10 protein-coding genes are annotated in these 14,946 nt (G+C 63.2%); 6 read left to right on the top strand and 4 right to left on the bottom strand.

The window, feature by feature from the left end; translation table 11 throughout:
- Positions 1-87: 87 nt before the first annotated feature.
- The 4 genes from CS1BSM3_RS14035 to CS1BSM3_RS14015 all read right to left on the bottom strand — a co-directional run bounded on the left by CS1BSM3_RS14035 (position 88) and on the right by CS1BSM3_RS14015 (position 4,974).
- Positions 88-2,901: a hypothetical protein gene (locus tag CS1BSM3_RS14035; protein ID WP_143149207.1), complete on the bottom strand. Its 2,814-nt coding sequence runs from the start codon at positions 2,899-2,901 to the stop codon at positions 88-90.
- Between the two features lie 24 nt (positions 2,902-2,925).
- Positions 2,926-4,167 carry a Druantia anti-phage system protein DruA gene (locus CS1BSM3_RS14025; protein ID WP_072387659.1) on the bottom strand — a complete coding sequence of 414 codons (1,242 nt, stop codon included), beginning with the start codon at positions 4,165-4,167 and terminating at the stop codon, positions 2,926-2,928.
- A 295-nt stretch (positions 4,168-4,462) separates the two neighbouring features.
- A complete protein-coding gene (locus CS1BSM3_RS14020) occupies positions 4,463-4,756 on the bottom strand; it encodes a hypothetical protein (protein ID WP_143149206.1) in 294 nt (97 codons plus the stop codon).
- Complete coding sequence (locus CS1BSM3_RS14015; protein WP_072387657.1) at positions 4,753-4,974, bottom strand: hypothetical protein; 222 nt, start codon at positions 4,972-4,974, stop codon at positions 4,753-4,755. The genes CS1BSM3_RS14020 and CS1BSM3_RS14015 overlap by 4 nt, the downstream gene beginning before the upstream one ends.
- Positions 4,975-5,057: 83 nt before the next feature.
- Here CS1BSM3_RS14015 and CS1BSM3_RS14010 point away from each other — a divergent pair, with 83 nt between their 5' ends.
- From CS1BSM3_RS14010 to CS1BSM3_RS13985, 6 genes are all read left to right on the top strand, one after another.
- The gene (locus CS1BSM3_RS14010; RefSeq protein WP_072387656.1) at positions 5,058-5,501 is read left to right on the top strand and encodes an SOS response-associated peptidase family protein; all 444 of its coding nucleotides are present in this window, start codon (positions 5,058-5,060) and stop codon (positions 5,499-5,501) included.
- A gap of 712 nt (positions 5,502-6,213) precedes the next feature.
- Positions 6,214-8,343: a ParB/RepB/Spo0J family partition protein gene (locus CS1BSM3_RS14005; RefSeq protein WP_072387655.1), complete on the top strand. Its 2,130-nt coding sequence runs from the start codon at positions 6,214-6,216 to the stop codon at positions 8,341-8,343.
- 103 nt (positions 8,344-8,446) lie between these two features.
- Positions 8,447-8,785, top strand: coding sequence for a hypothetical protein (locus CS1BSM3_RS14000; RefSeq protein ID WP_072387654.1), 339 nt, complete (start codon positions 8,447-8,449; stop codon positions 8,783-8,785).
- On the top strand, positions 8,778-9,422 hold the full coding sequence (locus tag CS1BSM3_RS13995; protein WP_072387653.1) for an antitoxin of toxin-antitoxin stability system: 645 nt from the start codon (positions 8,778-8,780) through the stop codon (positions 9,420-9,422). The genes CS1BSM3_RS14000 and CS1BSM3_RS13995 overlap by 8 nt, the downstream gene beginning before the upstream one ends.
- 111 nt (positions 9,423-9,533) lie before the next feature.
- Entirely contained in the window at positions 9,534-13,859 is a 4,326-nt protein-coding gene (locus tag CS1BSM3_RS13990; protein ID WP_072388231.1) for a strawberry notch family protein, read from the top strand.
- Positions 13,859-14,911 (top strand): DUF7146 domain-containing protein, encoded by a 1,053-nt coding sequence (locus tag CS1BSM3_RS13985; protein ID WP_072387652.1) that lies wholly within the window; start codon positions 13,859-13,861, stop codon positions 14,909-14,911. Before CS1BSM3_RS13990 ends, CS1BSM3_RS13985 begins: the two co-directional genes overlap by 1 nt.
- Positions 14,912-14,946: the final 35 nt, after the last annotated feature.

Below are 14,946 nucleotides of genomic sequence, written 5' to 3'. Positions count from 1 at the left end.
GGCAACTACGGGGCCTAAGCCAAGCGACATCGCAGTTCGCCGGAGCGCGACCTCAGGGGTGATTTGTTCCGTCGGCATGGTGGCCCCCTATCCGCCCATTCGCTTAGCCGTGGCAGCTGATTTTGCGAGAAAGGCAGCAAAGCTAGCTCCGCGCATGAGTATGCCATGGTCTAGCAGTCGATTGGCGAGGGGATCACTACGCCTCAGGCTGAGGGCATCCGGCCTGAACGCCAACGTCATCGCAGCGGTGATCAGAGGTTTATCGGCGCAGACCCGGTAGAGGGCAGCCGCCTCGAACATTTGATCGATGAGTCGGACAAGGTCATCGCCCCCTGCACTCCAGTCCTCGCGCCTCAGCCTCGCTGCAAATCCGGGAGCGGCTATGGAGCGTTGGAGGGTATCAACGTCGTCAGATGAGGCTGAGGCAGGCTGGGCTCTGGCCAGGGCCCTGACCCAACTGTCTGAGCAGGCCATGGATAGTAAGCGGTGAAGGACGGCATCAACAACCTGGTCTCGTCGGACGATGCCGAGTTTGCCGACAACGCGAGCTTTGGCCCAGAGCCTCAGTACACCAAGATAGTAGCTAAAATGATTGCGCCCGACTTTGTGCGGATTGAGCGTGATCTGCAGCCGCAAGTCCTCCAGGCGACCAACAGGCGCAGGTGAGCTGACGAACAGAGCATACTGTCTGCCTGGCAACGATGCGCAGAACAGCGTGCCAGGACTGGCTACATCGATGGGTTCTACTCGCGGATCGATAGTTATCGGGACAAGGCGATCTGGTTGCGCAACGGAGGCTTGGCGGAGCTTGACCATTGGATCGTCGCTCTCATCGGCAAGAGCGACACCTAGATTTCCGTCGTTTCGTTGGGCTATCCAGCGGAGTGGATCAGTGTCGTGGACAACAGGAATGCGAGCACGCCCCAGATCGCCGCAGTCGAACGAAAAAGTGACGCCAGCCGAGGACAGCAGCGTGTCTTCATGATCTCCAAGGATTTGTCGAAATCGCTCTTTGCTGATCGGCAATCGCAGTCGACCGAGCAGGATCGTCTCGGCAGGTCGATGCCTAGAGACCAGGTAGCTGCATGAAACAAGAACCTCTCGAGCTTGAGGTCCTACAATGGCTATCCTTGCCTTATCGTCGAGCAGATCCTCAAGGCGTGCGTCGATTGGAACGAGTTCACAGGTGATACCGGCGTGGTTACTGGTCTGCCCTTCCACTCGACCAGGAGGAGTGACGTGAAGACGAATCGATGCCTGCAAATCCCTGGCAGCGGTGCCTCCCATGGCTTGAGCCGATATAGTGACGCTATGCGTGCCGGCGGCCAGGCGCCCAAGCGAGACCAGTACCGGCGAGCGCTGCTCCCCGACGGGAATTCGAAGCGCTGTCGTGCCATCTACTGCAACAGCGTACTCGCGAACATCATAGTCGGCCGCGAGCGAGAGAATGGGTTCCTCCGTTGTGAGCCATTCTGCCTCGCCGCTCTCCGAATCTCGGCGCGGCACTAGGCCTACAGGCTCAACCGACAGCGCCAGGCGGTAACCGAACCCGAGCGCATCTAGTTCGCTGAGCTGTGCTTCCCCAACTGTGGCGGGCATCAGGAGTTGGTATAGGTAAGCCCCCTGCGTTGAGCACGGCAACGGAGAGAGAATGGACGCGAGTGCCTTTGCTTCAGGAAGGGCTTGGCGAGAAACAATGATGTATTCCTGGGATGGCCTGACGTAAGCGCCCAATACCTGCCGGGCGCGCTCATCGGCCTGTACTCGTAGCAGCCATCGGGAGCCATTCGGGAACCTGTAGGCGGATGCCAGATCGATTGGCTCCTTCAAAGCGGCGTTTGCCAACTCAAGTTCTGCGAGCGAAAAGCCCTCAGGAGGGAGTTGGCGCAGTTGACGCTCGAGGCGGCTTTGTAGGAGCAGGCTCGCTGGCCTCAATCGGTCGCGTGAATCAAAAAATCTGACGCCACCTTTGCCGAGCGCAGCGGCGAGATCGGGGGTCCGACCGGCCAGGTCTTGAAGCGTTGGGAGCGTGACGCAAAGTGACCATTCGCCCGAGGCAGTGCGCGTAGCGACAAGGGAAGCCGCGTTCAATATCGTTGGGGTGCGCTGGGTCGGCGATGCGTTGAGGGGTACACTGGCGGATGCGCCTTCGAGGTGCCGAGAGATTCTCAGGCGCGTATCATGGAAGGTCCGGCGGGCTTCGATCAGTCGGATCTTCCGGGCTTCATCCTGATTGAGATCTTGGACAATGCGTCGGAGAGCATGGGAGGAGATCGGCACCGTTGCTTGGTCTATATCACCGTCACCCAGGCTCATAACAAGACGGCCAACAATCGGCGCCTGCTCAAGGAAGCATTGCAGGCGAGAAGAGACGTTCGAGGATCGCGCTGCGAATAAGTGACCCAGTTGGTCAGCGTCCGAAGACGACGCTTCGGCGAGCACATGACGCAGAGCATGAAACTCGCGCATGAATGCGCTTTGAAGATCATTGGGCAAGATCGCGTGGGTGATCGGCCAGGCGATGATTGAACGATGCTCCGCCCATGGTCCAAATGGTCGGAAGCCGTCATAGGTCGCTGCAAAACGAATGAACCAATCCCTGATGCGCGTCCGCTCCCCAAAACGGATCCAGCCAGGCACAGCGCGAGCGAGTGATGGCCAATATTCGTCGCCCGAGAAGTCGTATCCGACCTCGGCAGCCACGACGGCCCAAATGAGCCAGTGACTATCCGTTAAGCGGCCTGCAGCCGACAGAGCCGTTGAGAGTTCGCCTCGCGCCGACCGCAGTTCCTCGGTCGACAGTGGATGCTCAAGAGCGAATACGGGATTTCCAGTACCAGCCCGGGCTTTTCGCAAATCCGCAAAGTGAGAGGCTAGTCGCCCCTGATAGGCCGTTAGCATGGGCGCCTCCGCCCGTCGTGGCTGCTACCCCGTGGAAGCAAATGAAGCGGCTTGATGCGCGCGGCCGTCACCGAGAATGCGGGCGAGCATTTGTTCGCGGGTCCAGTGGAGGAAGTCCGGGCGCGTGCGGGCGCGAGGGATCATCCAGCGCTCAACCGCCGCCCTCGAGATTTCATGGGCATGTTGGAGTGACTTGAGGTTGGGGCGCCCCCGGCCTTTCTTTAGTATCGAAGTCGCGTTCTCGGCGAGTTGGCACATGAATACCTCGCGCTTTATGCCGTGGCGCAGTATTGCGTCGCTATAGCCAACCGCGTCGAGCGCGGCCCGTATTGAGCGCAGGCGCCAATTCGGACCCTGGCCGAAGCGGTTTTGATCGGCGTACGGGTGCCTAATCGTTCGTAGGTAGCGGCGCATGTCCAGGAAGAGATCGTCCGGAATGTGAAAATGACCCCAACCTTCCGTGAAGCCAATTGATTGAAAGTACTGCACGTCGCCAATTTTCAGGCGGTTGTAAATCGACGAGCGGCCCATGGATGAACTCGTAGTCACAGCGAGGAGATGCGCTTTCTTTTTCGCACCGGAGATGACCCCCTCCATAGAACCGTATTTTCTGGAGAAGTGATTGTAGATCTCACGCGATCGCACGAGACATGCTACGGCCTTCCCGCCAAGCAGGTGTGAATACGGTGGTATGGCGCCAAGAACGTACGCGTCTAGGATGTTGACGAGGCGAAGACCGCGATCCGCTGTAGTCCACCCGATCAGATTATCGCGTACGGCAAGGTTGAATACGGGGTCCCCGAGCGCGATCACTCCAGCGAGTTTGTCGTTGTGAGCATCCCAAACTAGATAGCGTAGGCGACGACCGTATCCGGCGGAGACCGGCACCGACCAACTCATACAAGCCAGCCGAAACAGATCGGATTCCCAAGTACCTGCTTTGATCCGAGAAAGGCGCAATTCGATCCGGTCTGGGATGACCTCGGCGCCGTCGGCGAAGTGATGAGAGAACTTCCCCCACGCCGTTTTCAAGAAGTCATTGCTGGCCAAAAGACGGTCGGCTCGCTGTGTGGCATGTAACGCGCGGACCGTATCCTTGTCCTCGCCAGGGAGTTCCAGCGTTCCGTCAGGCTGTCTCACAAATCCCAGCGACGTAAGATGGGTTGTCAGATTGCGCTTGAGGCGCACCTCTGGCGTAAGACGAATAACTGCCGCAGATTTCTTTTTTTGGCGGCTTTGCCGCCCGCCTTTCTTTGGTCGCGCCATGCCCCATCCCCAATCAAGTAGATATGGCTCAATCCCGAGGGCTGTGCAATCATCCAAAGGCAGATATGTGTTCGAAAGGGAGGCTCGAGACTTGCCGGTGCGCCCCCCCCCAGAAAGAGCCACGCAGGCCCCGATAAGGAGCCTACGTGCTGAATCTGTAGATTGGGGGCGGAGCGCCTGGAGAACGATGCCCGCCAGCTATCTCCAGATGGAAGCGACCTGCTGTAGCTCGGCCGGTCTGGCCTAGGCTCCAATCGCAGCAATTCAATGTGGTGGGCCACACGCTATTGGCCGTCTAGCGGCACGCGGTCCTCGACTTAAGCGCCCGCCGCTTCTCATGGTCCGTCCACTCGCCGCCAAACGTCGCCTGAAACCGTTCCGCGTCCTCCCGCTGCGCAAATGCGAACACGATATGCCAACCACCGTCGTGAGCATAGCTGTGCCCGAGCGGATCTTTATCGAGGCCGTTGCAGAACGCCATGACGGGCGGATGGCACCGGCCATTGACCTTCTCCGCCGGCAGCACGATCTGATGCGGCCAGCGTGCATTGGCCATGGTCGCCGGCATACGTCCCCTGGCGCGGCTCACGGCCGGCCCTCCAGCTCGGCAATCTGCCGCCATAGCTCGCCGCGCCGCCGGCTGACAGCGAGGGTACGGTCATTGAGCACCCGGACGGCTTCCGTGTCAGCCGGTTTGTCATTCCGTGCGGCGAGACGGTCTAGGATAGCGACCGTGGCGTCGATGAGACCCAGCCATTCCTGTTCGACTTCGGCTTCCCAGGATTTTAGGATGTCGATGCGCTGCATCAGTTTGCTCCATGAATGTTCTCGTTATGTTCTATTGGCTTTAGGGAGTGGAGTCCAGCCCGTTTGGCCGGGATGCAGCTTAGATGTGCGGGAAATTCACACAGTTGGCGCCCTGGCAGGAGGTTCACGCCTTCTCCCAGCCGCTCGTTGAAAAGGCGCCGGCGGATGTGGTCGTGACATCCACGCCGATGCGCTTCGCCAACGTCATGCGCCTTAATGCTGGTGGCGCCCGCGAGCACGCACCGATGCGTTGGGGCTTTGCCGACCGCAAATCCGCAACGCCATTGCGGCAGCCTAAGCATATGCACGCCCGCGCCGAGACCATCGACAAGCTTTCGGCCTTCCGGCAGGCGTTCTCCGAACGCCGCGGCGTCCTGATGGTCCACACCTTCAACGAGGGCGAAGAGATCGAGAGCAGGACCAAGCAGTGGATCGTCACGCCGAGTGATGGCCAGCCCATCGCCATTGCGGTGATATGGGAACAGTACTCAATGGCCCCGAAATGCTCGACACCTTCGTGCAGGTGACGGTGACCGCAACACGCTCATCTCCCGGATCACCGATCGCATGAAGCCGGCGCTTCGCCGGCAGACGTCAAGTCGCTGCTGCGCACGTTCGAAGATGACGGCAACTGGACGATGACGGAGCAGCAACCGGCGCGGCGAGCATCTCGGCCGAAGGCCAGAAGGCAGGAGCGATTGTTTTAGAGCGCAGCGGGCGGCGGCGTGCTTTCTCCCTGGAGCCGTCCGGTGATGCGCGATCTGCTCCCCTATCCATCCGATCGCCGGCGCGGTTAGTTAGTTAGTTTGCTAGTTAGTTCTAACAAATGAACTGCCTCAAACTTCCCGCCTCATGCAATCGTAGAATCGCTGTCTTTGCACATGCTTCCGCAGATGGTCACTGATTTGAGTAAGTCTCATTTGGGCGCCTTCGCGGCCGCCGGCGGCGGCCGCTATCGGGCCCTACCTCGCGGCCTGCGGCCGCTCGCCCGAGCCCCGCACGGCGGGTCTCGGCCCTATCGGGTAACGGTCAGCCGGGCGCGGACCATGATGTTGCGATGTTCACGATGCGCAAAAAGGCCATGTCGCTGAGCAACAGGGCAGGCCGGGAACGCAACGCGCGCGGTCGGACGGTCGGCGGCCGGTTGCCGTGGAAAGAGCGAGAGGGAGGTGGCGGTTGTCGTGACGGGCTGAAGAGGTGAGAGAAGGTCTCTCGCCGGCCCGTCGCGGAGAAACTGCCGTGGCCAAAGCCGAACCGAAGATCACTCTGTCGTCCTCGCGCGACATTCCCTTCGACAAGCTCGTTCTCAGCCAAGCGAATGTCCGCCGCGTGAGAGCGGGCATCTCGATCGAGGAACTCGCCGAGGACATCGCGCGACGCTCGTTGCTGCAGGGCCTCACTGTCCGTCCGCAACTGGATGACAACGGCAACGAGACCGGCATGTACGAGGTGCCGGCCGGAGGGCGCCGCTATCGTGCCCTGCAGCTTCTCGTCAAACAGAAGCGCATGGCGAAGACCGCGCTAGTTCCCTGCGTGATCCGCGACGCCGACGCCGCGACCCTGGCGGAGGAGGACTCGCTCGCCGAGAACGTGCAGCGTGCGCCGCTGCATCCGCTCGATCAGTTCCGCGCCTTTCAGACGCTGCGCGAGAAGGGGCTCAGCGAGGAGGAGATCGCCGCCACCTTCTTCATCGGCGTCAATGTCGTCCGCCAACGCCTGCGTCTGGCGGCCGTGTCGGAGAAGCTGCTCGAGGCCTATGCCGACGATTGCATGGAATTGGAGCAGCTCATGGCCTTCACCGTGAGCACCGATCATGCGCGGCAGGAGAACGTGTGGGCCGCAATCGAGGACTCACACAACGACACGCCGTATCACATCCGCCGGATGCTCACCGAGCAAACCGTGCGCGCCTCCGACAAGCGGGCTCGCTTTGTCGGTCTCGCAGCCTACGAGACGGCCGGCGGCTTCGTCCTGCGCGATCTGTTCGAGGCCGATGATGGCGGCTGGCTGCAGGACGCGGCGCTTCTCGATCGCCTGGTTGCCGACAAGCTGAAGGCGGAGGCCGAGACCGTCGCCGCCGAGGGCTGGAAGTGGATCGAGGTCGCCGTCGATTTCCCCTACGGCCACACGCGCGCTCTGCGCGAGCTCGATAGTATCGAGAAGGAGATGATTGCCAAGGAGAAGAAGACGCTCAAAGCCCTGAACACGGAGCAGGCCAAGCTCGAAGCCGAGTACCAGGATGCCGAGGAGGTGCCGGACGAGGTCGACCGGCGGCTCGACGAGATCCAGGAGGCCATCGAAGCGCTCGAGGAACGGCCACTGACCTTTGATCCGGACGAGGTCAAGCGTGCCGGCACATTCATCAGCGTCAGCTCCGATGGCCGGCTCCGCGTCGAGCGCGGCTTCGTCCGGCCGGAAGACGAAGAGCCCGAGTCGATCGAGAATGGCGAGAATGGCGAATACAGCAGTGGTGACGATGGAGATCCCACCTCGACGCATTCAATCCAGCGCACGGTCATCACGCTAGGCGGCAAGCCAACCGAAGCCGACGAGGAAGAAGAGGAGGATGGCATCAAGCCGCTGCCGGAACGGCTCGTCACGGAGCTGACCGTCTCCCGCACACTGGCATTGCGCGACGCCGTTGCCGCCAATCCGCACGTTGCCATGACGGTGCTCCTCCACAAGCTGGTGCGCGACACATTCCGTCATGGCACCGCGATCTCGTGCCTCGACGCATCCGTCCATGAGGTGCATTTTCCCGCGCAACCTGATGGGCTCAACGACAGCCCCTCGGCAAAGGCCGTCGAAGAGCGCCAGGTGGGCTGGAAGCGCGATCTTCCCGATGATGATGACGCGCTCTGGGACTGGCTGAACGCACTTGATGAAGCAAGCCGCTTGGCGCTGTTGGCCCATTGCGTCAGCTATGGCGTCAATGCGCTCTACGAGCGCGGCGACCGCTATGGCGGTAGCGCAATTTCGCCACATGGCGTCCGGCAGCGCATTGCCGAAGCCGACCGCCTTGCCCATGCGCTCGGCCTCGACATGGCCGAGGTGGGCTGGCGGCCGACGGTCGCCAACTACTTCGGACGCATCACCAAGGCGCGCATTCTCGAATCCGTGCGCGAGGCCAAAGGCGAGCAGGCGGTCCAGCTGATCGATCACCTGAAGAAGCCGGACATGGCCAAGGAAGCCGAGCGGCTTCTCGCCGATACCGATTGGCTTCCCGAGCCGTTACGCGGTCTCGATCTCGACGCCGGTGGTGATGGCGAGGCGACGGACGATGCCGGTGCGCTGCCCGCCTTCCTCAGCGACGACGAGGAAGATCCGAACGAGCCTGACACGCAATCGACCGTGCTTGCGGCCGAGTGAGCCGCGACGGCGGAGTGGCCCCTGGGCCGCTCCGCCCCATCCCCATCAGTCTGCTTTCGCGCCCCGCGGTCCTCGGCGGGCGACGATCTTTGGAGTATTCGCCATGCCGATCTTCATCATCGAAACAACCTTCCGTCTCCCCGTCTATCGGCGCCGCCGCTACGCGGCCGACACGCTCGCTGAAGCCTGCCGCCTCGCCATCCAGGACGACAACTGGTCCCAGCAGAAGGAGGACATCGACGGCTCGGGACATACCTATGTTACGGGCATTTGGCCGGAGGACATCGAGCCTTACGACGTGCCGACGCTGGCGATCCCCTCGGAGTTCGACGAGTTCGTGCAGCGCAAGGCGGATTGCTTTGACGCTCTTCTCGCCCTGACCTCCACTGCGGCCATCACCTGGCTCGCCATGGTGCTGGGAGGCGGTGATCGAGATGCCTGAGATCATCGAAACCGCTGTCTATCTCCTCGACGAGCTCTCGGACGAGGCGAAGGAGAAGGCCCGCGCCTGGTATCGCGAAGGTGCGTTCGATTACGATTGGTATGAGAGCGTCTATGAGGACTTCGAGTGCATCTGCAAAATCCTTGGTGTCCGCCTCGACACGCGCTCCGTTCGCCTCTGGGGCGGCGGCACGCGAGGTAAGCCCTGCATCTGGTTCTCGGGCTTCTGGAGCCAGGGTGATGGCGCCTGCTATGAAGGGCGCTATAGCCATGCCAAGGCGGCACCTCGCAAGATTCGCGAGCACGCGCCGAAGGATGAGGAGCTCCACCGCATCGCCGATGCGCTCCAGGCTATCCAACGCCGGAACTTCTATCAGCTCCACGCGGTCGTCACCCACCGCGGCCGCGCCCACCACGAGCTCAGCATGGCGATCTCGGTCGAACGCGACAGCCCCGTCTCGCAAGAGATGACGACCGGCGCCGAAGATGCCGTCATCGAGGCGCTGCGCGATCTCGCCTGCTGGCTCTATCGCCAGCTCGAAGGTGAATACGAGTATCTGACCTCCGACGCCGTCGTCGACGAAGCGATCGTCGCCAACGCGTATACCTTCACGGAGGACGGCCATCGCTTCGGTTGATGGCGGGCGGAAGTCGAGGGAGAGGTTGGCTGCGGTCGGGTTGAGCCGGTGTGGTCGAGAGAGAGCGCCGGCCGGCTCGCCTATCTTCCGCTCTCCTTGAGGCTCATCGACATGACATCCCATGCCAACCGCGCGAGCGCGCCGCTCGCACGTTCCTCCTACGACGACTCCGCCGCTCGCCTCGCCGAGGCGGCACGTCTGCTCCTCGCTCACCTCGAACATGGCCGCCGCGTCGATACCGCGATGCTGCGGGCGGCCATGGAACAAGCCTTCGGCGCGTCCGACGCCTCCGGCGCCTGGACCTGGAAGACGGGCTACGACGCCTGCGAAGCCGCGGCCGTGATGTTCCTGCGCAAATACGGCAAGGCGATCCTGCGCAAGGCAGGCACGCCCGCCGCCGCACTGCCGACGCTCGCGAAAATCGCCAATCTTCTTCCCACCCATACGCGGCGATCGGAGGAATCCCAGGCCTTCCAGCAGCTCTCGACGCCGTTGCCGCTCGGCCTTGCCGCGCTCACCGCGGCCGCCATCGTGCCGGGCGACAGCGTGCTCGAGCCGTCAGCCGGCACGGGATTGCTCGCCGTCCTCGCTGACATCTCCGGCAGCACCCTCATCCTGAACGAGCTCGCGGTCAACCGCGCCGGCCTGCTCCCCCAACTCTTTCCGGAAATCTCCGTGACGCGCTTCGACGCGGCGCAGATCGACGATCATCTCGATCGCACGATCCTGCCGACGGTCGTTCTGATGAACCCGCCGTTCTCGGTGCTCGCCAACGTTAGCGGCCGCGTGGCCGATGCCACCTGCCGTCATCTCTCCTCCGCACTGGCCCGCCTCGGCGATGGTGGCCGGCTGGTCGCCATCACCGGCGCGAGCTTCGGACCTGATACCTCGACGTGGCGCGAGACTTTCGAGCGGCTGCAAGCCCACGGCCGTGTCGTCTTCACCGCCGCCATCGACGGCTCGGTCTATGCGAAGCACGGCACGAGCATCGAAACGCGCCTCATCGTCATCGACAAGGAGCCCGCCGACGATCCGACGCAGTTCCCGCCATCGCCCGGTACGGCCCCCGATGTCGCCACGCTTCTCGGCTGGATCGGCACGCACGTCCCACCGCGGCCGCCATGCTCGGCGGTGCAGGCTCCCGCGCGCACGATGTCTGCGACAGTCTCGCGGACACGGCGGGCGACAACGACGCGCGTCCCGACACGCACCGCTCCTGTTGCCGGCAATGTCCCCGATGGCATCGAGCTCGCCTACGAGACGCTTGATTGGACTCCACCCGAAGGCGCGCGTCTCTCGGACGCGATCTATGAAGACTATGCGCTGCAATCGATCCGGATTCCCGGTGCGCAGCGGCATCCGACCAAGCTCGTGCAATCGGCGGCCATGGCGTCGGTCGCTCCGCCGAAGGCGAGCTATCGGCCACGTCTACCGGCGAAGGTGATTGCGGACGGCCTCCTCTCGGACGCCCAGCTCGAATCCGTCGTCTATGCCGGCGAGGCGCACAGCGAACATCTCGCCGGCGCCTGGACGGTGGATGAGACCTTCGACGTTGTCGCCGCGGCGGCGGATGAAGCGCCGAATGCAGTCCGGTTCCGCCGCGGCTACATGCTCGGCGACGGCACCGGCGCGGGCAAAGGTCGCCAAGCCTCCGGCGTTCTCCTCGACAACTGGCTGCAGGGACGGCGCCGTGCCATCTGGGTCAGCAAGTCCGACAAGCTGCTCGAGGATGCGCAGCGCGACTGGTCCGCACTCGGCATGGAGCGTTTGCTCGTCACGCCGCTCTCGCGCTTTCCGCAGGGCAAGGCCATCCGCCTCAACGAAGGCATCCTGTTCCTCACCTACGCGACGCTGCGCACGGATGAGCGTGGCGAGAAGCAATCGCGCGTCCGCCAGATCGTCGACTGGCTCGGTGCCGATTTCGATGGCGCGATCATCTTCGATGAATCGCACGCCATGCAGAACGCCGCTTCGGCCAAGGGTGAGCGCGGCGAACAGGAGGCCTCTCAACAGGGACGTGCCGGTCTCAGATTGCAGCACGCTTTGCCCAATGCCCGTGTGGTCTATGTCTCGGCCACCGGCGCGACGACCGTCCACAATCTGGCTTACGCGCAGCGGCTCGGGCTCTGGGGCGGGGAGGATTTTCCGTTCGCCAATCGGGCCGAGTTCATCCAGGCCATCGAAGCGGGCGGCGTCGCCGCGATGGAGGTGCTCGCACGCGATCTCAAGGCGCTCGGCCTCTATATCTCGCGGTCGCTCAGCTACGACGGGGTTGAATACGAACTCGTCGAGCACCAGCTCACGCCCGAGCAGACGCGCATTTATGATGCCTACGCCGGAGCGTTCGCCATCATCCACAACAACCTCGACGCGGCTTTGCGTGCAACAAACATCACGGGAGAGATGGGCACGCTCAATGCCCAGGCCAAGTCTGCCGCGCGGTCAGCCTTCGAGAGTGCCAAGCAGCGCTTCTTCGGCCATCTGTTGACGTCGATGAAGACGCCGACACTCGTCAGATCGATCGAGCGCGATCTCGAGAAGGGCCATGCCGCCGTCGTGCAGATCGTCTCGACCGGCGAGGCCCTGATGGAGCGCCGGCTGGCCGAGATCCCGACCGAGGAATGGAACGACATCCAGGTCGACATCACCCCGCGCGAGTACGTGCTCGATTATCTGCTCCATTCCTTCCCGGTGCAGCTTTACGAGCCCTACACGGACAGCGAGGGCAATCTGTCGACGCGCCCCGTGCTCCGTGATGGTCAACCCGTCGAAAGTCGCGAGGCCGTCGCCTGCCGCGACGAGTTGATCGAGCGGCTTGCGTCCTTGCCGCCGGTGCCGGGCGCACTCGACCAGATCGTGCAGCGCTTCGGCACGGACATTGTGGCGGAAGTGACGGGGCGTTCCCGCCGCATCATCCGCAAAGGTCAGCGGCTTGTCGTCGAAAGTCGTGTGGGATCCGCGAATCTCGCCGAGACAGCCGCGTTCATGGACGACGAGAAGCGTATTCTCGTGTTCAGCGATGCGGGCGGCACGGGCAGAAGCTACCACGCCGAGCTTTCGGCGCGGAACCAGCGCCTGCGTATCCACTATCTCCTCGAGCCGGGCTGGAAGGCCGATGCCGCCATCCAGGGCCTCGGCCGCACGAACCGAACGAACCAGGCGCAACCGCCGCTGTTCCGTCCGATCTCGACGGATGTGAAAGCAGAAAAGCGCTTCCTCAGCACCATCGCACGCCGGCTCGATACGCTCGGGGCGATCACCCGTGGCCAACGTCAGACGGGCGGCCAGGGTCTGTTCCGTCCGGAGGACAATCTCGAGAGCCCCTATGCGCGCGATGCACTGCGCCAGCTCTACACGCTGATCGTGCGCGGCAAGGTCGAAGGCTGTTCGCTTCAGACCTTCGAGCAGGCAACGGGCCTCTCGCTTATGGACTCCAATGGCATGAAGGACGGACTGCCGCCGATCACCACGTTCCTCAATCGGCTGCTGGCATTGACGATCGAGCTCCAGGGCGTGCTCTTCACCGCCTTCGAGCAACTGCTGAACGCGCGTGTCGAAGGTGCCATCGCGTCCGGCACCTATGATATCGGCCTTGAGACGCTGCGGGCGGAGAGTTTTGAGATCACCGACCGGCGCACGATCCATGTGCATCCCGGCACAGGTGCCGAGACGCGGCTCCTGACGATCCTGCAACGCCTGCGCAACCGGCCGGTAACGCTCGACGAGGCCCTCGCGCATCTGTCCGATCGCAGTGGCCGGCTGCTCGTCAACGAGCGATCAGGCCGTGCGGCCGTTCAGGTCTCCGCGCCGAGCATCATGCTCGACGACGGCGAGATGGAACGCCGCGTGCGCCTCATCCGGCCGATGGAGACGGTTTCGGTCCCGATCAGCGCTATGGCCGAGAGCCATTGGATCGAGGCCGACCACTCTCCGTTCCGGCAAAGCTGGATCGCGGAGCTCGCACAGGTGCCCGAGTTCTCCGAGAGCACGCTGCACATCGTTGCCGGTCTGCTGCTGCCCATATGGAAGCGTCTGCCGGGCGAGTCGACGCGGGTTTATCGACTTCAGACGAACGACGGCGAGCGCGTGATCGGACGGCGCGTCTCACCGGCCTGGGTCGCGGGCACGCTCTCTGCCGATCGCGCCACGCTGACACCCGAAGAAGCTTTCTCGGCCCTGATGGACGGGAGGACGGTCCTCGATTTGGCCGAAGGCCTCCAGCTTCGCCGCGTTCGCGCGATGGGTGCTCATCGCATCGAGTTGCTCGGCTTCTCCGATGCCATGCGGAACCGTCTGTCCGCGTATGGCCTCTTCCACGAGATCATCTCGTGGAAGCTCAGGATGTTCGTGCCGACCGACACTAGCGGTCCTTCGATCATCGCCAAGCTGATGGAGCGTTACCCTGTCGAGCGCATTGGCGAGCGGGAGGCCGCCTGATGGCCCGGCGTGATGCGTCAGAGCTTGCACATCGCCTCGCGCGCGAGGCCGAGGCGGTGTGCCGCAAGTACCTCTCCAACGGTCGCCGCGTGGGGCGCTATTGGATTGTCGGTGATGTGCACAACACACCAGGGCGCTCCATGTACGTCCGGTTGTTTGGCCCGGAGAGCGGCAAAGGTGCAGCGGGGCGCTGGACGGATGGCGCGACGGGAGAGCGCGGAGATCTGCTCGACGTGATCCGCGAGAGCCTGGGGCTCATCGACTTCCGAGATGTGGCCGACGAAGCGCGTCGCTTCCTCTCGTTGCCACGTCCGGAGCCCGATCCGCAGTGCAAGACCTACACGATACCGGCACCGACCGGCTCGCCCGAGGCGGCCCGCCGTCTGGTCGCCGCATCGCACACGATCCACGGCACATTGGTGGAGACCTACCTGCGGCATCGAAGCATTGATGATCTGCATGACGTCGGAGCGCTCCGCTATCATCCGCGTTGCTATCATCGCCCGGATGATGGGCCGACACAGATCTGGCCTGCCATGATTGCGAGCGTCACGGATCTCGGCGGCCTCATCACCGGCGCGCACCGCACGTGGCTCGATCCATCCGGCCTCGGCAAGGCACCGCTCGAGACATCGCGCAAGGCGATGGGCTCACTGCTCGGCAATGCCGTTCGGTTCGGTCCCCACGGTGACGTCATGGCGGCCGGCGAGGGGATCGAGACCATGCTCTCCTTGCGGATGGCCCTGCCGGGCCTGTCGCTGATGGCGGCACTGTCGGCCGCGCATCTGTCCGCCATTCTGTTTCCGGACACGCTGCGCCGGCTTTACATCGCTCGCGATATCGATGCCGCGGGCGATGGTGCCATGACGACTCTGACCGCACGGGCTGCAGCGGCCGGCATCGAAACGATCCCACTGTCGCCACGCCTCGGCGACTTCAACGAGGACCTCGTCGCGTTCGGCCTGAACGATCTGCGCGCGCTCGTACGTCCGCAAGTCACGCCGGGTGATGCCGAACGCTTCCTTCTCGCAGGGCCGTCCGGCCGGCTGTGATTTGTGCCGTCCGTGGTCGAGCGGCACGGACCGCA

Source organism: Hyphomicrobium sp. CS1BSMeth3 (genome assembly GCF_900117415.1).
Classification (GTDB): Bacteria; Pseudomonadota; Alphaproteobacteria; order Rhizobiales; family Hyphomicrobiaceae.
This window is presented reverse-complemented; position numbering and strand designations above follow the sequence as displayed.

Excerpts from the sequence above, each read along its gene's own strand:
- CS1BSM3_RS14035 (WP_143149207.1), bottom strand. The coding sequence starts at position 2,901 with ATGCTAACGGCCTATCAGGGGCGACTAGCCTCTCACTTTGCGGATTTG.
- CS1BSM3_RS14025 (WP_072387659.1), bottom strand. The coding sequence starts at position 4,167 with ATGGCGCGACCAAAGAAAGGCGGGCGGCAAAGCCGCCAAAAAAAGAAA.
- CS1BSM3_RS14015 (WP_072387657.1), bottom strand. The coding sequence starts at position 4,974 with ATGCAGCGCATCGACATCCTAAAATCCTGGGAAGCCGAAGTCGAACAG.
- CS1BSM3_RS14010 (WP_072387656.1), top strand. The coding sequence starts at position 5,058 with ATGTGCGGGAAATTCACACAGTTGGCGCCCTGGCAGGAGGTTCACGCC.
- CS1BSM3_RS14000 (WP_072387654.1), top strand. The coding sequence starts at position 8,447 with ATGCCGATCTTCATCATCGAAACAACCTTCCGTCTCCCCGTCTATCGG.
- CS1BSM3_RS13995 (WP_072387653.1), top strand. The coding sequence starts at position 8,778 with ATGCCTGAGATCATCGAAACCGCTGTCTATCTCCTCGACGAGCTCTCG.
- CS1BSM3_RS13990 (WP_072388231.1), top strand. The coding sequence starts at position 9,534 with ATGACATCCCATGCCAACCGCGCGAGCGCGCCGCTCGCACGTTCCTCC.
- CS1BSM3_RS13985 (WP_072387652.1), top strand. The coding sequence starts at position 13,859 with ATGGCCCGGCGTGATGCGTCAGAGCTTGCACATCGCCTCGCGCGCGAG.